We start from the raw sequence: 17,614 nt of genomic DNA, 5'->3' as shown, positions 1-17,614 counted from the left end.
GCGGATAAATGGTGAAGGGAAGGTAATTAAATTATGTTAATTACAACAAAAGGATTGCTGATAAAAGCTGAGAAAGAGAAATATGCAGTTCCTGCATTCAATATACACAACCTTGAAACTTTTAGAGTTGTAATAGAAACCGCTTCAGAGTTGAATTCACCTGTAATAATTGCAGGAACACCTGGAACTATAGATTATAGTGGAGAAGATTACTTGATGTCAATTGCCAAATGTGCTGCATTAAAATATAGAAATATTCCATTTGCTATGCATCTGGATCATTTTGAAAATGTAGACAAGATCAAGCACTGCATAGATGTCGGATTTACCTCAGCTATGATAGATGCGTCAAAATTACAATTTGAGGAAAACATAGAAATTACAAGAGAAGTTGTGGAATATGCCCATTTGAGTGGGACTGTTGTAGAAGCGGAACTTGGCATGCTTGGCGGCAGAGAAGAAAATATTGCAGTTAGAGATGAAGACATAGCTTATACAGACCCGGATGCAGCTCGGGAATTTGTTGAAAAGACAGGTATTGATTCTTTGGCAGTTGCTATTGGAACGGCACATGGACTGTATAAAGCGGAACCAAAACTCGATTTTGAAAGACTTAAAAAAATAAAAGAGAAAGTATCCGTACCTCTAGTACTTCATGGAGCTTCCGATGTTCCCGAGAATTTAGTAAAGAAGGCAATTGAACTGGGTATATGTAAAGTAAATATAGCAACAGATTTAAAAATACCTTTTTCAAATGCAGTTAAAGAGTATTTCAAAAATAATCCAGATGCAAATGACCCTAGAAATTACATGACTCCGGGAAAGAAAGCAATGAAGCAAATTGTCATCAATAAAATTATGATGTGTGGGAGCAATGGAAAAGCTTGATTACAATTGTAAATTTAAATGCATCTGTAGATAAAAGATATGAAATAAAAGATATAGTAAAAGGGAAGGTAATGAGGGCGAGATCTGTAGAAAATACAGCAGGTGGGAAAGGTATTCATGTCGCAAATATAGCACATATATTAGGCCAGGATAGTATAGTAACTGGATATTCCGGAGGAAAGACAGGTGAGTTTATAGAGGCCGAACTTCAAAAAATTGGGATAAAAAATTGCTTTGTAAAAATTAAGGATTCAACAAGAGAATGTCTGGCCTTTATAACAGATGATTTAGTACAAACTGAAATTTTGGAGCCGGGACCAATTGTTACGCAAGAAGAACAGGAAAGCTTCATGAAACTCTATGAAAGATTGCTTGCTGATTCAAGAATTATAGTGGCATCAGGAAGTGTTCCAAAAAATATTTCTAAAAATATATATGAAGAGCTTATAGAGAAGGCAAACAAAAATAATAAGAAGTTTTTATTGGATACAAATGGGAAATTATTAGAAGAAGGAATAAAAGCAAAGCCATATTTGATAAAACCTAATATAGAAGAACTGGAAATGTTACTGGGAAAACCAATAGTGAATCATAAGGACATTATAAAACATATGAAAACTTTGAATAAAAGTGGAATAAAATGTATTGTTGTGTCTTTAGGTGCAGATGGTTCATTTGTATGTTTTGATAATAATTTGTTCAGAGTAACCGTTCCAGATGTAGAGGCGGTAAATCCTGTGGGCTCAGGTGATTCGTTGGTAGGAGGATTTGCAGTTGGAATAGAAAGAAATTATTCCATTGAAGATACAATAGCACTTGGCACCGCATGTGGAACAGTTAATGCAATGACTAAAAAAACAGGATGGATAGAAGTTAAAGAGGTCAAAGAAATGATGAAAAAGGTTAAGATTAGTAGAATTTAACATGGGTGTGATTTAAGTAAAAAATGTGCCTAAACTTGTGTAAATCGAGTTTAGGTACATTTTTATTTCAAAAAAATTTTAAGAAATGGTGAATATAAAAACTATATGTGCCTGATATTGTCTGATTATCTGGAACTTCCACAATAATGTGTAAAGCTTTTGATATATTGATGTATATACTGAAAAACGATTACATGATAATATTTAATTACAGTAAGAGTTAAGGCAGAAAAGAAAGAAAATGTCAGTATATGCGGAAAGGGGAATTATAAAATGGATCTTATAAATGAGAAGCTGATAAAACTTGATATTGAGAAAAATAAAAAGGAAGAAATAATAAGAGAGCTGGCAGGTCTAATAGACAAGGAGAATAGATTGAACGATTATGAAAAGTATGTTTCCCAGGTTTTGGACAGGGAGAATATGACTTCTACGGGAATTGGGTTTGGAATAGCCATACCTCATGGAAAATGCAGTGCAGTTAAAATACCAACTATTGCTTTTGGAAGATTGACTGGAGAAGTCGAATGGGAATCTCTGGACGACAAACCTGTTCAGGCGGTATTTTTACTGGCAGTTCCTGAAGAAGCCGCTTCAAATGAACATTTGAAAATACTGGCTGCATTGTCAAGGAAACTACTTGATGAATCTTTTAGAGAAAATTTGCTTAAAATAAATAGCAAACAGGGACTTTTGAAGCTGTTCTCGGACGTTTTTGATAAAATTTAACCAGGACATAATTATAAATTTTTCATATTTTAATACAAATTTTGATCATGGAGGTAGAGAAAATGTTAGAACTATTGAAAGATACTAAAAAACACTTGCTGACTGGTGTTTCATACATGATACCCTTTGTTGTTGCAGGAGGAGTTTTACTTGCAGTATCGGTAATGCTTTCCGGCCAGGCAGCTGTTCCTAAAACAGGATTTTTGAAATCACTTTCCGATATAGGGATAGCGGGATTGACATTGTTTGTTCCGGTATTGGGTGGATTTATTGCATATTCAATGGTTGACAAACCTGGAATCGGACCCGGAATGATTGCGGCATATCTTGCAAATGCCAAAGGTGGTGGATTTCTCGGAGGTATGATAGCCGGACTGCTGGCAGGTATAATTGTTTATTATTTGAAGAAAATAAAGGTACCTGATGTAATGCGTTCTGTAATGCCCATATTTATAATTCCACTTGTAGGAACTTTTATAGCAGGAAGCATAATAGTATTGTTTTTAGGCCAGCCTATAGCAGATCTGATGGCTGCATTGAACATATGGCTTAAAGGTATGCAGGGAAGTTCAAAGGTAATTCTCGGTATCATACTTGGTGCAATGATAACCTTCGATATGGGCGGACCTCTGAATAAAACAGCATTTTTCTTTGCAGTTGCACTTATACAGACACATCCTGAATTGATGGCAGCAGTGGCAGTACCAGTTTGTACACCACCACTTGGACTTGGATTGGCATCATTGCTGTTCAAAAAGAAATTCAGCACCGAAGAAAGAGAAGCCGGAAAAGCGGCGCTTATAATGGGCTGTATAGGTATATCAGAAGGAGCAATTCCTTTTGCCGCAGCAGACCCAATAAGAGTAATACCTTCAATAATGGTTGGAGGAGCAGTTTCTTCAGTAATATCACTGTTTTTCGGAGCTACAAACCACGCACCTTGGGGAGGCCTGATAGTACTTCCTATAGTGGGAAATAGAATTGGATACTTTATTGCAGTTGTAGTAGGAGTAATAGTTACAGCACTTATGGTAAGCATATTGAAAAAGCCTGCAGACCAAGTCGTTGAATCTTCCGATAATGATGACGACTCGGACGATATAGATTTGGATTTTGAATAAATATAAATGATTTTGGAGAGGTGATTTGAATGAATGTAGTTGCAGTTACATCATGTCCTTCAGGAGTTGCCCATACCTACATGGCGGCAGAGGCAATAGAGAAAGCTTTTAAAGCAGCAGGACACAATGTCAGGGTTGAAACTCAGGGTTCAATAGGTGTGGAGAATAAACTCACTGAAGATGAGATAAAGAATGCCGATTATGTAATATTGACCAAGGATGTTGCAATAAAAGACGAAGGTAGATTTAAAGGCAAGTCAATTGTAAGAGTCACAGCTGGAAATGCTATCAAAAAATCGGATGCCATGGTGAAAAAGCTGGAAGAGCATCTGGTCAATAGTAAAAAGTAATTAACAAAATATAGTAAATAGTTGAAATATTATAACTATTTACTATATTTAAGCTATAATAATTTACAAAATATTACAGGAGGTCTTGGTATGAGTAAAATAAGTTTAACAGATCTAGTCAAAAAGTCGCTGAGTTTTGAAGGGAAAGAGAAGGGTACATTACTTGGTATAGGACCTATGTCGAAGCTGCTTATAAAGGCAACCATGCTTTTGGCAAAAAAGAAGGATTTCCCGGTTATGTTCATAGCAAGCAGAAATCAGGTGGATGCGAAGGAACTGGGAGGAGGATACGTTTGCAATTGGGACCAGAAAGGATTTTCCGATGCAATTAAAGGTGTCGCTGAAGAAGTTGGATTTGATGGATTGTACTTCCTGTGCCGTGATCATGGCGGTCCTTGGCAGAGGGACAATGAGAGAAATGCACATTTGCCTGAAGAGGAAGCAATGAAATTAGGTAAACAATCATATCTTGAAGATTTGATAAATGGTTTTGACCTTTTGCATATAGACCCCACAAAGGATCCATATGTTGTTGGAAAAGTAATAGATATGGATGTAGTTTTGAGAAGAACTGTAGAACTTATACAATATGTAGAAGATGAGAGAAATAAAAGGGGACTGCCGGCTATAAGTTATGAGGTTGGAACTGAAGAAACCAATGGAGGGTTGACCTCTACAGAGTCTTATGATATATTTATTAAAAAATTGACAGAAGAACTGGATAGCAGAAATCTGCCGCATCCATGTTTTATAGTTGGCCAAACTGGTACTCTTACAAGATTAACCGAAAATGTAGGACATTTTGATGCTAAAACTTCAAAACAGCTTTCCGATACCGCTAAAAAGTACAGCGTAGGATTAAAGGAACATAATGGGGATTATCTGGATGAAGCACTGCTGCTTCAACATCCGTCTCTTGGAATTACAGCCATGAATGTTGCACCTGAATTTGGTACTGTTGAAACGGAGGCCTATTTGAAGTTGATAGAGGTTGAAGATGGACTTTATAGTCAGGGACTAATCAACAAAAAATCCAACCTTAAGAATGTAATAGAAGAGGAAGCTGTAAAGTGCAGAAAATGGGAAAAATGGGTGGTTGATGACACTGCAAGTAAACCTACAGAAGAAATATTGAAAGACAGGGAGCTCACAAAACAAATAACGCAGATAAGCGGACATTATACTTTTAATAACGATGTAGTTAAGGCTGAAATTGAAAATTTGTTCAGCAGTCTGGCTCAGGTTGGAATTGACGGCGAGAAATATGTTGTATATAAAATACAGGAGTCCATAGACAGGTATGTACAATGCTTCAATATGGAAGGATTTACTTCAAGAATATTGAGTAAGTAGATAATATAAAAGAGAAGTGATGATATGAAAGTTGTTGACTATCATATTCATTCCTGTAATTCATTTGATGGAAAAGCGAGTGTCGAGGATATATGCAGGAGTGCAGCAAAATTGGGAGTATACGAAATTTGTTTTACGGAGCATTTTAGTGTTGACCCCAGGGATGTCAGCTTTGATGTTCTGAATTATGATGGATACAGCAGGGATATAGACAGGAGCAGAGAACTTTTTGAAAACAGGCTGAATATCAGAAAAGGACTTGAAATAGGAGAACCGCATTTGTTCAGGGATTCTTTGAAAGAAAAGCTTGAAGGTATGGATCTCGATTTTATAATAGGTTCCGTACACAATATAAATAGTTTAAAGCTGAGACTGTATATTGAGGGTGGACAAAAAGATCGCATATATAGGGATTATTTTGAAGAAATTTATAAGATGGTTTGTAATTCCGATATAGATGTAATAGGGCATTTGGATTTAATGAAGAGATATGCCTATCATGATTTTGGGAATTACTGCTTTTCAGATTATAAAGAATTGATGGCAGGTATATTGAAAAAAGCTGTTGACAGAGGAATAGGAATTGAAATCAATACTTCGGGTTTTAGGAATGAAGTAAAAGAGCCTTATCCATCTTTTGATGCTGTAAGACTATATGGAGAACTTGGTGGGGAAATAATTACTGTAGGTTCTGATTCGCATGACTGCGACAATATTGCAAACAATTATTTTACGGTTTTGGATATGTTGAAAATGTTGAATTTCAGGTATATTTTTAAATTTCAGAATAGAAAACCTGAATGCATAAAAATAGAATAGTGTACTGGCAGATGAAGTAAAGCTCCCATATTGTTGGAGCTTTACTTTTTGTTATTGAGATTTAAAAAGAAAGACAGTATTTTTTCTTTACTTGTGGACCGTTTGATCTGGCTGATGAGGTTTTCATCGTCAAGAAGTGAATAAAAGTTTTTAAAAAACAATTTGGTATTGTTTATATTTTTGAACTTCAAAGCAAGTATGAAGATAAGATCTATATATTCATCTTTCCAGACAACCGGAGTATTTAATTTTATTATGCATATTTTTGGAGATAAAATAAATTTCTCATTTGAGTGGGGTATTGCTATCCCCTTGCCGATTATTGTGGATGATATTTGTTCTCTTGATAATATATTAGCAGAAAAGCCCTCTCTGCCTATATTATTTTTCTCCATTATGTCGGCATATTTTTTTATTGTATCAAGGTAGGAGGAGGAACCATCATCAATAAAGCAATAATCATATGATATTATGTTTTGAAAACTGCTGTTTTGAATCTGTCCATAACTATGGATTGTGCCTTCAATATGATTTTTTATTTTTTCTATATCTGTTTCATCAAGAAACGTACCAGTGTATATGATTTTTTTATTTTGTATTTCCATAGGTACAGTACTTACAATGAGATCATTGTTGTCGATTATATCATCTGTAAGATATCTTAATGGGAGTATACCGGTTACATCCATCTGGGGAAAGTTCTTTTTCAATCTTGTTGCTATTATCTGTGATGTACCTATGCCGCTGGAACAGATTACTACAACCTTTATCTTGTCATTTAATCTTTCTATTGCAGCTGCGATATGAAGGCATATATATCCGATTTCGTCTTCATTTATTGCTATCCCAAGTCTTTTTTCAAATATGATACTGCAGGAATATGTAGCACCAAATATGCTTAAATATTCATTTTTTATTTTTTTAAGGAGAGGGTTCCTGAGTTGAAGTTTATACTTGAGCCTTATTATGGTTGTTCTCAGGTGAATGGATAGATTAGCCAGAAGAAGTTTGTCATTTCTCAAGTCTACATCCAATATATCGCTTACAAGATTTATAATTTCTCGTGCTATTTCAACATTTATTTCCTTTTTTGAGCTGATTATCTCATTCAAATTGCCAGGATATATATTGTGCTGTATTTTTGCACCGAGCATGTGAAGACATATATAGGCGCTTTCTTCTTCCGGTATCTTCAGATCAAATTCTCTGTTCAATTCATTCACGACCCACTTCGCAATTTCATATTCCTTATTTATTTTTATATTTTTAAAATAGTCATGCTCCATGTCGATTTTTTTATTGAATTTTGCTCTTTCAAGAGTTATTGCAATGTGTACAATCAGGTTTATAAAGGCTTGATCCGTAAAACAATATCCCAGCCTTTCCTCTGATTTTTGAATTATGTTCTGAACTTTTATAATATCGAAGTTTGGAAAGAATTCTCTTATCCTTTTATAATTTACGGTATCTATTCTATAATCAAGCTTTTTACCCATGTTGCTTTCAGATGTTTTTGAATCTTGAGACAAACCGGGACTTATTTCGGAAAATAAACTCATCATTGAATTCCTGAATGTATTTTCATCTCCCTCAATCCACAGTCCCTGGCTTTGTTTTTTCTTTAAATTTAATCCGTGGTTTTTAAGCCATTTCTCAACATACTTGAGATCGTTTATAATTGTATTTTTACTGCAGTAGAGATCATCTGCAAGTAATTGTATTGTATAGGTGTACCTGTTCTTAAACAGAGTTTTCAATATGTATTTCTGCCTGTATTCTGTTGAGTAGGGAGTATTGCTTTCCAAACTGAAATTTTCTTTAAAAGCTGATTTCCTTTTATCGTCTATATTGAGGTATATTCCAACCCCAGGTTTTTTTACAAGGGAAATTCCCGTTTTATCAAAATTATTCTGAAGCTCATTCAGATAATTTCTCACTGTTTTTTCACTTACATTGAGTTTTGAAGCAATTGTCTTGAGTGTAACGGGTCCTTTGCTTTCAAGGAGCATAAGTACGAGCTTGTTTTTGTTTTCATCTTTTGCGTTCATATAAAGCACCTCCTCACACAATTTCAATTATATCATATATGAATATAATTGTTGTAAAATGTCTTTTTATAAATTATAATTATGTTGTAAAATTCAGGGGGAGGATTTGTAATGAAAATAGTGGCGGTAACTGCCTGTGTGACAGGGGTTGCACATACTTATATAGCTGCAGAAGTATTGGAGAGATATGCCGGGGCAAATGGTATAGATATAAAAGTGGAAACACAGGGAGCAATGGGTATTGAAAACAGCATAAAACTTAAGGATGTAAAGGACTCAGATGCTGTTATACTGACAAATGATGTGGAAATAAAAGGCATGGATAGATTCAAGGGCAAAATTATATTCAGATTTTCAAGCAACGAAATTGTTAGAAGAGGTGATGAAATTTTAAAAAAAGTAAAGTCATGCCTGTAATCAAATGAGTTTAGTATTTGTTTTTTCCAGTACGTCGGCTATGTTTTTGTCTGGAAGGCCTTCTGTTATTATTGCATTTATATCTTTGAGGGAAGCGAACTTGAAGCTGCCGTCAAAGTAGAATTTTCTGTTTTCCATTACGAGGTAAACGATTTTACTGTTTCTTATTATTGCTTTTTTTGTGTTGCCGTCTTCAAAATCAAAGGTAGTTACGCTTTTTTCAAATATATTTACTCCGCAGCTTCCGATAAAGGCTTTGGAAAATCTATAATTTGATATATTTTCTATGGTCATGGATCCTGTGAATCCATTTAGATCTTTACAGATTATACCTCCGGGACAAACAATCTTGATGCAGTTTTTTTCATTGTTTATAATTGACATTATATCAAGCATATTTGTTACTACAGTCAATTTTTTGTCGGATTTTGAAATAAGCTTTGCAAGCAGTATATTTGTAGTGGATATATCCAGAAATATAGTTTCTCCATCTTCTATAATGTCAAAACACTTCTTCGCAATTGTGGATTTGGATTCCACATTGAAATCTTTCCTTGCATCTATTTTTTTGTAATGGGCTGATTTTCGTATGGATACAGCGCCACCGTATGTTCTTTTCAGTAAATTTTTATTTTCCAGTGTTTTAAGGTCTTTTCTGATGCAGTCCTTGGTAACATTGAACTTTTGACTCAGGTCATTTACTACGACCTTGCCTTCGGTATTTAAAATGCTGAGTATTTCATTGTGTCTTTCTTCAATAAACATATTGATCATCCTTTTGAGAGATACTATTGTACATCAATAATTATTATATACCATTTTAACAATATAAAACAATAAAAAGTATTCTATTGAAATGTATATTATTTAGTAGTACAATAATAATAAAGATAAAACAATAATAAACAATATAAAAACAGGATTCGAGGTGAATGCGTAATGAATCAGAGAATAGAAGATCTAAAAGAACAGCTTTTCAGTCAGAAAAGAGAAATTTCTTTGGAAAGGGCGCTTTTGTATACGAAAAGCTATGAGAAAACAGAAGGAGAGCCTACCGTTATAAGAAGGGCAAAAGCTTCTGCCCATATACTGGACAATGTTGAAATATCAATCAGACCTGGAGAACTTATTCTTGGAAACAGGACCATAAAGCCGAGAAGCGGAATTGTTTCACCGGAAATGGATCCTTACTGGATTTATGATGAACTTGATACCATCCATTCAAGGCCCCAGGATCGATTTTATATAGGTGAAAAAGATAAAAAAGTATACAGAGAACAATTGTACCCCTACTGGAAGGGCAAGTCCATGAAAGATTTTATAAATTCAAGAATAAGTGGATCCATAAGAGAAGCTGTAGACAAAAATGTCATAGCACTCAATCAGACGGACAAGGGACAGGGACACATCATAATGGATTTTCCGTTTGTGCTCCGGAATGGACTTCAATACATTATAGACGAAGTTGACAAAAAAATTCACGAAAACGATAGCAATGATTTTTATAAGGCAGCATTCATAGTACTCAAAGCTGTACAGAGACATATTCTGAGGTATGCAGAACTTGCACAAAAAAGTGCCTTTCAGGAAAAGGATACGCAGAGAAAAAAGGAATTTCTGGAAGCAGCACGTATATCAAAAAGAATTTCCAGCGAAAAGCCCAGCAGCTTTTATGAGGCCTGTCAGCTATTGTGGTATATAAGCATTGCGGCACAGTATGAATCCAATGCAAGTTCGCTTTCTTTAGGACGATTTGATCAGTACATGTATGATTTCTACAAAAAAGATGTGGAGAGAGGTGTTCCTAAAGAGTTTTTGAAAGAACTTCTGGAATGCCTGTGGATAAAGACCAATGACGTTGTGCTTGTTAGGAGTGAAAACAGTGCAAAGTATTTTGCAGGATTTCCGACAGGATATACAATAGCACTCGGGGGACTTACCTACAATGGAAGATCTGCCGTCAATGAACTTTCGTATCTGTGCCTGGAAAGTTACCATGATATAAAGCTCCCGCAGCCTAATCTGGCAGTAAGGCTCAATGAACTCATCCCAAGAAGGTTCCTGAACCTGACATGTGAAACTATAAGACTGGGGACGGGAATTCCGCAGATATTCAATGATGAAGTTATAGTACCTGGATTTTTAAACAGAGGGGTAAGACTCGAAGATGCAAGGGACTATGCTGTTGTCGGATGCGTTGAACTGTCCATACCTGGAAGTACTTACGGTCTCCATGACATAGCCTTGTTCAATTTTTTAAAAATAATGGAAATCTCTCTGAGAGAAAACAGGAAAAAAGAAAATATAACTTTTGATTCCATAATAGATGATATAAAGTCAAAAATTGTCCATTATGTAAAGCTTGTGGCAGAGGGGTCAAATATAGTAGATATAGGACACAGGGAATTTGCACCTGTTCCGCTGCTTTCGTCACTCATAGACAATTGCATAGAAAAGGGAAAGGATATAACTGAAGGTGGTGCAAGATATAACTTTTCAGGTGTTCAGGGTATAGGAGAGGCAAATCTGAGTGATTCGCTCTATGCACTTAAGAAAATTGTATTTGAAGAAAAAAAATTGAGTTTCAGCGAACTTGTGGAGGCTCTGGATGCCGACTTTGAAGGAAAGGATTATCCTGAATTGAGGGAGGTGCTCATAAATAATTACGATAAATATGGAAATGACAATGACGAGGTGGATTTCATATCCTCGGATATATTGAGGTATTATGCAGAGGAGCTTGAGAAGTATTCAAATCCAAGAGGTGGAAAATTCATACCGGGAGCATATACGGTGTCGGCCCATATTCCGCTTGGGGAAGCGGTAGGTGCGACTCCGGACGGAAGAAAAGCCTACAGCCAGCTTGCTGACGGAGGACTTTCGCCCATGGTTGGAAGAGATCTTCTTGGACCTACTGCCGTGCTGAAAAGTGTAAGCAAGCTTGACAACTATCTTACAACGAACGGCAGTCTCTTGAATGTAAAATTTTCTCCGAAAGCACTGGCGGGAGAGGGTGGAATTAAAAAATTTGGAGACTTTTTGCTGTCCTTCATGAAGCTTAAAATACAGCATATACAATTCAATATAATGTCAAGGGAAACTTTGATGGATGCCCAGAAAAATCCTGAAAATTATAAGGGACTTGTAGTAAGAGTTGCAGGTTACAGTGCATTCTTTATAGAATTGAACAAAAAAATTCAGGATGATATAATCGCAAGGACCGAGCACGCATTATAGGAATGGATGTGATTGTTTGTGAAAGCATTGATATTCAATATTCAAAGGTATTCTCTTCACGATGGGGACGGTATAAGGACGGTTATATTTTTTAAAGGATGTTCTCTTCACTGTCCGTGGTGTTGTAATCCGGAGTCACAGTCTTTTGAGATAGAAAGAACTGATGGAACTGCAAATATAGGAAGATTTGGAGCAAACAAAGGCAGGATTTTTGGAAAGTATATGACACTTACTGAAGTGCTTGAGGAAGTCGAAAAAGACAGTATATTTTACAACACATCCGGTGGAGGGGTCACTCTCTCGGGTGGCGAAGTACTTTCGCAAGGTAGATTTGCAATTGAACTTCTCAGATGTCTCAAAAAGCTTTCGATAAATACAGCCATTGAAACATCCGGTTATGGGAAAAGCAGTGTCTTGATGGAAATGTCGAAATATCTTGATTTGATATTGTTTGATCTCAAAATAATGGATAAGTATAAGGCCAGGGATATTATAGGTATTGACATAGATTTGGTGAAAAGCAACATGAGACTTCTGGTAGAGCATAATAGGAAGGTAATTCCACGTATACCACTGATTCCGGGCTACAACATGGATAAAAAGAATATAGATGCAATAATTGATTTTGTTGAAGAACTTGGCTTGAAAGAAGTCCATATACTTCCGTTCCATCAATACGGAAGTAGAAAGTACGAATATTTGAACAGGGAATATACCATGAAAGATATGGAACCTCCCGATACCGGGCTTGTTCATGGAATAAAAAAAAGAATTGAAGAGCATGGAATAGATGTATTGATTGGCGGTATGTAAAAGTTTAAATTTATTATAATTTTATAAAAAGAGGAGAGATTTTAAAATGGAATTTATGTTTGACACAGCAAATATCGAAGATATAAAAAAGTATAAGGATATTTTCCCTATAACCGGGATTACAAGTAATCCAAGCATTATAAAAAAAGTGGGAAAGATCGATTTTTTCAATCATTTCAAAGAAATACGCAGTATACTCGGTTTTGAAAAAAGTATTCACATTCAGGCAGTAGCCAGGGATTTTGAAGGAATAGTCAAGGATGCAAAGACAGTGCTTGAGAAGGTAGACGACAGTGTTTATATAAAAATTCCGGTAACAGAAGAAGGATTGAAGGCAATGAGACAGCTCAAATCCGAAGGAGTGGGAATTACTGCAACTGCCATATATACAAAAGTTCAGGCGCTTCTGGCACTGGAGGCAGGGGCGGATTATCTTGCACCGTATTTCAACAGGATGGAGAATATGGATATTGATCCTCGTGCCACTATAAAAATGATTGCGGATATGATAGAAAAGTATAATTATTCCGCCAAAATACTTGCAGCAAGCTTCAAGAATGTAGGTCAGGTCATGGATGCATTTTCATGCGGAGCACAGGTTGCAACCGTAGCACCTCAGATTTTGCACGATGCTTTCAAGATGCCTTCCATAGAAAAAGCGGTAACTGATTTTACTTCCGACTGGGAAAGTGTATTTGGAAAAGGATTTTCCATTTCGGATCTTTAAAGTATTATGGAGAGGATGATATGATTAAAGTAATAAAAAATGATATCAATATATCCGCATCTGTCTCCTGTATGGATCTCTGCAATCTGAAAAAGAGCATGCTTGAAGTTGAACAGTCTGAAGTGTCTTTTTATCATTTTGACGTAGTGGACGGGAAATTCAACAGCTGTTTCATACTTGGGGAACCAACGCTTCGGAGCATGAGAAGGGAGACAAATCTACCTGTTGAGGTTCATCTGGCGGTATATGAGCCTGAAAAATTTATAAAAGCCTATGCCTCAGCTGGAGCGGATTATATAGCAGTCCACTATGAGGCCGTAGGGGATTTTGAAAAAATATTTGATATGATTCGCCGTTATGGTGCTGAACCTGTTCTTGCATACAAGGCTTCAACTGCTCCGGGTGACGATTTTATATCTCTTGCAGGAGAAGCGGCCTGGATACTGAAGCTTACAGTAAATCCGGGATTTCCAGGACAAAAAATGCAGGAGGATGCAGCAGTTCATATAGAGCAGATGAGGAGAATGCTAAATAGAGCAGGTCTGAAAACCGGTATCCAGGCGGACGGGAATATTAATGAAAATACGATTCCTTCAGTTGTAAGGGCAGGTGCGGATATGATGACGGGAGGCACTTCCGGCCTCTTTTTAAAAGACCGTACTGTAAAAGAATCATGTTCCAGAATGCTCTGTGTCGCACGAAAATATAAATAGAAAAATTAAAGGGAGGAGACCTGGATGGATAGATTGTCGAACAGTGTCAATTTCGCTATAGCTGGATTTGGGGGAATTGCAAGGACTCATGCACTAGGAGCATATATGGGAAATATGAATTTCCCTCTTGAGTACAGCTTGAATTTAAAGAGTATTGTAACGAGAAGACCTATGGATTTTACAGTAGGAAGAGTGGAAAACTTTATAAATATGGATGAGGTGCTGAGTGACAGGAATATCGATTTTATAGACATATGTACTCCAAACAATTCACACCTTGAAATTTTGAAAAAAGCTGTGGAAGCAGGAAAATCCGTATATTGCGAGAAGCCTCTTTCCTCTTGCATGGAAGACTCGATTGAAATGGAGAAGCTTGTCAGAAAGAACAAGCTGAAAAACGCAGTTGCCCTAATATACAGATACATGCCTGCTGTCAGGCTTATAAAAACTGCCATACAAAGACAGATCATTGGAGATATAATCGACTTCAAGGTGAAGCTGTACCATAAAAGTTATCTTAATCCTTTAAAAAAAGGAAGCTGGAGGACAAAACAGTCTTCAGGGGGTGGAGCACTTGTGGATCTTGGAGTACATCTTATTGATATGATCCATTTTACACTTGGCAGGATAAGAGAAGTGAATTGTGATACGAGAGTGTTTTTCAAGGACAGAACTGATGTGGATGAGATAGCCTTCTGCAGGATGAACATGGAGAATGGAGCAAGGGGAACTCTTGAAGTATCAAGAATTTTTGCACAGGAGGATGAACCTACCACCTATACTCTGTATGGTACGAAAGGTTCTATAAAGATGAGTTCGGATAGTCCCTATTTCATGGAATTTTATGATTACAAAGCAAACAGGGTGGAGAGGATATCTTCTATTCAGGATGCTCCAGTATCAGGTTATTATCCTGGAGAACGGCAGTCTCTTGGATTTCATCAGGACTGCCATACAGCATGCATAGTCAATTTTGCAGACAGTATATTCAATGGACGGGATAGCGGCAATATAGCAACATTTAAAGATTCATTGGATTCAGAAACAGTAATTGATACATGCTATAGATCTGACAGGGAAAAACGTACTATAGAAGTAGATTATAGATAAATTGGATTGTTTAAAAACCCGGGATTTTTTAAAGTCCCGGGTAAATTATTTATTCTAGTTCTATTCCATTTTTAGAATTCTGCTTGGCTAACTCCTGTTCTTTTCTGTATGTTATAGAATCCTGTTTTTTAAAGAATGGGAAATATATTAATGTCGATGTTATTAGAATTACTATCTGCAGCAGAGCAGCTCTCCAACCTCCAACCAGCAATCCTGATATAATTGCAGGTGTACTCCAAGGCAGCATTATTCCTGAGAAAGGGTGAACAAATCCCGTTGCTATGGATACGTAAACCAACAGGCTGGCTACAACTGGTGTTGCGAAGAATGGAATGAACATAATAGGATTTAATACTATTGGAAATCCGAAGGTAACAGGTTCATTGATGTTGAAAATGGTAGGAAATATGGCGATTTTGCCCAGACTCCTGTATTGTTCCGATTTTGCAGCAAAGAGCATTGCAATTACAAGACCAAAGGTTATTCCAGATCCTGAAAGTATTATAAAGTTGTCAAGAAATTGCTGGGTTACAATGTGAGCTCCACCTGAAACAGTTAAACTGTGGGTTTTCTGAAAAAGCTGCTGATTTGCCATGGCGTTTGCCGTCAATAACGAGGTAACTACACCATTGACAATTGACTGACCATGTACACCAAACCACCAGATGAAAGAAATGAAGAATGCGATTCCTATAACTCCAGGTAAGGAATCTGTTAATCCCTGCAAAGGAATCTGCAATACGGTATAAATCCATTCTATAAAAGTCTTGTTTGCGGCAGCTTTAAATAGAATATAGATTAACATAGAACCAATCATTATAACTGCAGCTGGTATCAGGGCGGTGAATTGATTGGCCACACCCTCCGGAACACTATCCGGTAGTTTGATTACTATCTTCTTTTTTAGAAACCATGAATAAGTGGCTCCAACAACTAGTCCGATGATGATAGCTGCAACCATACCCTTGCCACCTATCCAGCCTTTTGAAATAACGTCTGTTACCTTCTCCCCTTTGTCAGAGATAACATATGAACTGATTGTAATTATGAAAGATACAACTGATAATATACCTGCAGGCAATGGCTCAAATCCTTCGTTCTTAGCGTAATTATAGGCTATTGAGAAGCAAGCAACCAGTCCCATTATTTCAAAGGTACCACCATAGACTTGCATAAACGGTTCTGTCCAGTCAGCACCAAATATACCTGCCATCCAATTATTGAATCTTGCAGATGGTATTTGCCCGATTACCAGGAATATCGATCCGATAATTGTTAGAGGCAGTATGCTTAACATACCGTCTTTTAATGCAATAATTCCTTTCAGGTTAATAAATTTTACTATAGCTGATATTATTTTTTCGCTTGATTTTGGTGATTGTTCCATTTTATAATCCTCCTTTTTAATTTGTATAAAGCCAGATATCGTTTACAGGAAATGGCTAGTAAAATACATATCTTGGTTTTAATAATGGATGAAATGCGTTATAATTAAAATGTAAGTCTCATGTTGTTCTATTTTTTATATATACCTGATTGATATTTTTAGGACAACATGGGGTGATTATTGATTGTCAATTAATTTCAATGCATCATTCAAAACTTTTTCTCCGTTCATCATTCCATAATCTATTGATGAAATAACAGCAACTGGGATATTCAGAGGATTGCATATTTTTTTTGCCTTTTCAAATACAAATTTGATTTGCGGACCGAGTAAAACTACGGATACTCCATCCAGGTGTTTTGACATCTGGGATTCAGGAAATGCTGCTATTGCTACACCCAGACCTTTCTTTTTTGCTGTCTTCTCCATTTTTGTTACCAGTACACTTGTTGACATACCTGCTGCACAAAATAATGCAATTTTAATCATTTTATCATACCTCCGTGTTTTAAATTTTTTATTTATAATCCTACTTTTTTAGTAAAGGATTAATTGCTTTTCTTAATTCAATTATCTGGCCAATAAGGTTTTTTTCCGATATTGCGGTCATTAAGTGGTCCTGAGCATGTACAAATAATATTGAGATTTTCATTTCGTCACCTGATGCTTCTTTTTGCAGCAAGGAAGTTTGTATATTGTGAGTTTTGTCTATAACATCATTTGCTTTGTCCATTAACTCATCGGATTCCTTATATTTACCTTCCTTTGCTTTTTCCAGTGCATCGTATGCATAAGCTCGAGCTTCACCTGAATTTACTATGAGTTGCATTACAATTTGTTCTACTTCCATTTATATTTTCCTCCTTTTGACTAATTTCATTTTTATTATACAGCAAAATATATGCCAAACACTAACAGCCCTCATAAGGCATACTACAATTAACAGTGTTTTAAATATTTTAATAGTGTTTTAAGATTT

General features: G+C 36.1%; 18 protein-coding genes. 13 read left to right on the top strand and 5 right to left on the bottom strand.

What is annotated here, in order from left to right; genetic code table 11:
• Positions 1–33 precede the first annotated feature (33 nt).
• The 7 genes from LKE46_RS11895 to LKE46_RS11865 all read left to right on the top strand — a co-directional run bounded on the left by LKE46_RS11895 (position 34) and on the right by LKE46_RS11865 (position 6,183).
• Positions 34–888, top strand: coding sequence for a tagatose-bisphosphate aldolase subunit GatY (locus LKE46_RS11895; RefSeq protein ID WP_291722479.1), 855 nt, complete (start codon positions 34–36; stop codon positions 886–888).
• A complete protein-coding gene (locus LKE46_RS11890) occupies positions 885–1,811 on the top strand; it encodes a 1-phosphofructokinase (RefSeq protein WP_291722476.1) in 927 nt (308 codons plus the stop codon). Before LKE46_RS11895 ends, LKE46_RS11890 begins: the two co-directional genes overlap by 4 nt.
• 273 nt (positions 1,812–2,084) lie before the next feature.
• Positions 2,085–2,540 (top strand): PTS sugar transporter subunit IIA, encoded by a 456-nt coding sequence (locus tag LKE46_RS11885; protein WP_291722473.1) that lies wholly within the window; start codon positions 2,085–2,087, stop codon positions 2,538–2,540.
• Positions 2,541–2,602: 62 nt separating this feature from the next.
• Entirely contained in the window at positions 2,603–3,661 is a 1,059-nt protein-coding gene (locus LKE46_RS11880; protein ID WP_291722470.1) for a PTS fructose transporter subunit EIIC, read from the top strand.
• A 29-nt stretch (positions 3,662–3,690) separates the two neighbouring features.
• Entirely contained in the window at positions 3,691–4,011 is a 321-nt protein-coding gene (locus LKE46_RS11875; RefSeq protein ID WP_291722468.1) for a PTS fructose-like transporter subunit IIB, read from the top strand.
• Between the two features lie 90 nt (positions 4,012–4,101).
• A complete protein-coding gene (locus LKE46_RS11870; RefSeq protein WP_291722465.1) occupies positions 4,102–5,364 on the top strand; it encodes a class II D-tagatose-bisphosphate aldolase non-catalytic subunit in 1,263 nt (420 codons plus the stop codon).
• A gap of 24 nt (positions 5,365–5,388) precedes the next feature.
• Positions 5,389–6,183 (top strand): histidinol-phosphatase HisJ family protein, encoded by a 795-nt coding sequence (locus LKE46_RS11865; protein ID WP_291722461.1) that lies wholly within the window; start codon positions 5,389–5,391, stop codon positions 6,181–6,183.
• A 41-nt stretch (positions 6,184–6,224) separates the two neighbouring features.
• Here LKE46_RS11865 and LKE46_RS11860 read toward each other — a convergent pair whose 3' ends face one another.
• Positions 6,225–8,231 carry a BglG family transcription antiterminator gene (locus LKE46_RS11860; protein WP_291722459.1) on the bottom strand — a complete coding sequence of 669 codons (2,007 nt, stop codon included), beginning with the start codon at positions 8,229–8,231 and terminating at the stop codon, positions 6,225–6,227.
• Between the two features lie 111 nt (positions 8,232–8,342).
• Here LKE46_RS11860 and LKE46_RS11855 point away from each other — a divergent pair, with 111 nt between their 5' ends.
• Positions 8,343–8,648, top strand: a complete 306-nt coding sequence (locus LKE46_RS11855; protein WP_291722456.1) for a PTS fructose transporter subunit IIB — start codon at positions 8,343–8,345, stop codon at positions 8,646–8,648.
• Here LKE46_RS11855 and LKE46_RS11850 read toward each other — a convergent pair whose 3' ends face one another.
• Entirely contained in the window at positions 8,649–9,413 is a 765-nt protein-coding gene (locus LKE46_RS11850; RefSeq protein ID WP_291722453.1) for a DeoR/GlpR family DNA-binding transcription regulator, read from the bottom strand. It abuts the gene before it with no gap.
• A 174-nt stretch (positions 9,414–9,587) separates the two neighbouring features.
• On the opposite strand from LKE46_RS11850, the gene LKE46_RS11845 reads away from it, so the two are divergent.
• Genes LKE46_RS11845 through LKE46_RS11825 form a run of 5 tightly spaced genes read left to right on the top strand, consistent with a single transcriptional unit; the run spans position 9,588 to position 15,248 of the window.
• Entirely contained in the window at positions 9,588–11,885 is a 2,298-nt protein-coding gene (locus LKE46_RS11845; protein WP_291722451.1) for a formate C-acetyltransferase, read from the top strand.
• Between the two features lie 18 nt (positions 11,886–11,903).
• A complete protein-coding gene (locus tag LKE46_RS11840) occupies positions 11,904–12,698 on the top strand; it encodes a glycyl-radical enzyme activating protein (protein ID WP_291722448.1) in 795 nt (264 codons plus the stop codon).
• 46 nt (positions 12,699–12,744) lie between these two features.
• A complete protein-coding gene (locus LKE46_RS11835) occupies positions 12,745–13,425 on the top strand; it encodes a fructose-6-phosphate aldolase (protein ID WP_291722445.1) in 681 nt (226 codons plus the stop codon).
• Positions 13,426–13,445: 20 nt separating this feature from the next.
• Positions 13,446–14,138, top strand: coding sequence for a ribulose-phosphate 3-epimerase (locus tag LKE46_RS11830; RefSeq protein ID WP_291722442.1), 693 nt, complete (start codon positions 13,446–13,448; stop codon positions 14,136–14,138).
• A 24-nt stretch (positions 14,139–14,162) separates the two neighbouring features.
• Positions 14,163–15,248: a Gfo/Idh/MocA family protein gene (locus tag LKE46_RS11825; protein WP_291722439.1), complete on the top strand. Its 1,086-nt coding sequence runs from the start codon at positions 14,163–14,165 to the stop codon at positions 15,246–15,248.
• Between the two features lie 49 nt (positions 15,249–15,297).
• Here the strand turns inward: LKE46_RS11825 and LKE46_RS11820 are convergent, their stop codons facing one another.
• The 3 genes from LKE46_RS11820 to LKE46_RS11810 form a co-directional block, all read right to left on the bottom strand.
• Complete coding sequence (locus LKE46_RS11820) at positions 15,298–16,635, bottom strand: PTS sugar transporter subunit IIC (RefSeq protein WP_291722436.1); 1,338 nt, start codon at positions 16,633–16,635, stop codon at positions 15,298–15,300.
• Positions 16,636–16,812: 177 nt separating this feature from the next.
• Positions 16,813–17,124, bottom strand: a complete 312-nt coding sequence (locus LKE46_RS11815) for a PTS sugar transporter subunit IIB (protein ID WP_291722433.1) — start codon at positions 17,122–17,124, stop codon at positions 16,813–16,815.
• Between the two features lie 40 nt (positions 17,125–17,164).
• Positions 17,165–17,485, bottom strand: a complete 321-nt coding sequence (locus LKE46_RS11810; protein ID WP_291722430.1) for a PTS lactose/cellobiose transporter subunit IIA — start codon at positions 17,483–17,485, stop codon at positions 17,165–17,167.
• Positions 17,486–17,614: the final 129 nt, after the last annotated feature.

Source organism: Clostridium sp. (assembly GCF_022482905.1).
Classification (GTDB): Bacteria; Bacillota; Clostridia; order Clostridiales; family Clostridiaceae; genus Clostridium_B.
The sequence above is the reverse complement of the archived record's forward strand: the minus strand, read 5'-3'. Positions and strand labels throughout refer to the sequence as shown.

Excerpts from the sequence above, each read along its gene's own strand:
- LKE46_RS11835 (WP_291722445.1), top strand. The coding sequence starts at position 12,745 with ATGGAATTTATGTTTGACACAGCAAATATCGAAGATATAAAAAAGTAT.
- LKE46_RS11815 (WP_291722433.1), bottom strand. The coding sequence starts at position 17,124 with ATGATTAAAATTGCATTATTTTGTGCAGCAGGTATGTCAACAAGTGTA.
- LKE46_RS11895 (WP_291722479.1), top strand. The coding sequence starts at position 34 with ATGTTAATTACAACAAAAGGATTGCTGATAAAAGCTGAGAAAGAGAAA.
- LKE46_RS11820 (WP_291722436.1), bottom strand. The coding sequence starts at position 16,635 with ATGGAACAATCACCAAAATCAAGCGAAAAAATAATATCAGCTATAGTA.
- LKE46_RS11880 (WP_291722470.1), top strand. The coding sequence starts at position 2,603 with ATGTTAGAACTATTGAAAGATACTAAAAAACACTTGCTGACTGGTGTT.
- LKE46_RS11865 (WP_291722461.1), top strand. The coding sequence starts at position 5,389 with ATGAAAGTTGTTGACTATCATATTCATTCCTGTAATTCATTTGATGGA.
- LKE46_RS11885 (WP_291722473.1), top strand. The coding sequence starts at position 2,085 with ATGGATCTTATAAATGAGAAGCTGATAAAACTTGATATTGAGAAAAAT.
- LKE46_RS11855 (WP_291722456.1), top strand. The coding sequence starts at position 8,343 with ATGAAAATAGTGGCGGTAACTGCCTGTGTGACAGGGGTTGCACATACT.
- LKE46_RS11825 (WP_291722439.1), top strand. The coding sequence starts at position 14,163 with ATGGATAGATTGTCGAACAGTGTCAATTTCGCTATAGCTGGATTTGGG.
- LKE46_RS11810 (WP_291722430.1), bottom strand. The coding sequence starts at position 17,485 with ATGGAAGTAGAACAAATTGTAATGCAACTCATAGTAAATTCAGGTGAA.
- LKE46_RS11830 (WP_291722442.1), top strand. The coding sequence starts at position 13,446 with ATGATTAAAGTAATAAAAAATGATATCAATATATCCGCATCTGTCTCC.
- LKE46_RS11845 (WP_291722451.1), top strand. The coding sequence starts at position 9,588 with ATGAATCAGAGAATAGAAGATCTAAAAGAACAGCTTTTCAGTCAGAAA.
- LKE46_RS11870 (WP_291722465.1), top strand. The coding sequence starts at position 4,102 with ATGAGTAAAATAAGTTTAACAGATCTAGTCAAAAAGTCGCTGAGTTTT.
- LKE46_RS11875 (WP_291722468.1), top strand. The coding sequence starts at position 3,691 with ATGAATGTAGTTGCAGTTACATCATGTCCTTCAGGAGTTGCCCATACC.
- LKE46_RS11850 (WP_291722453.1), bottom strand. The coding sequence starts at position 9,413 with ATGTTTATTGAAGAAAGACACAATGAAATACTCAGCATTTTAAATACC.
- LKE46_RS11860 (WP_291722459.1), bottom strand. The coding sequence starts at position 8,231 with ATGAACGCAAAAGATGAAAACAAAAACAAGCTCGTACTTATGCTCCTT.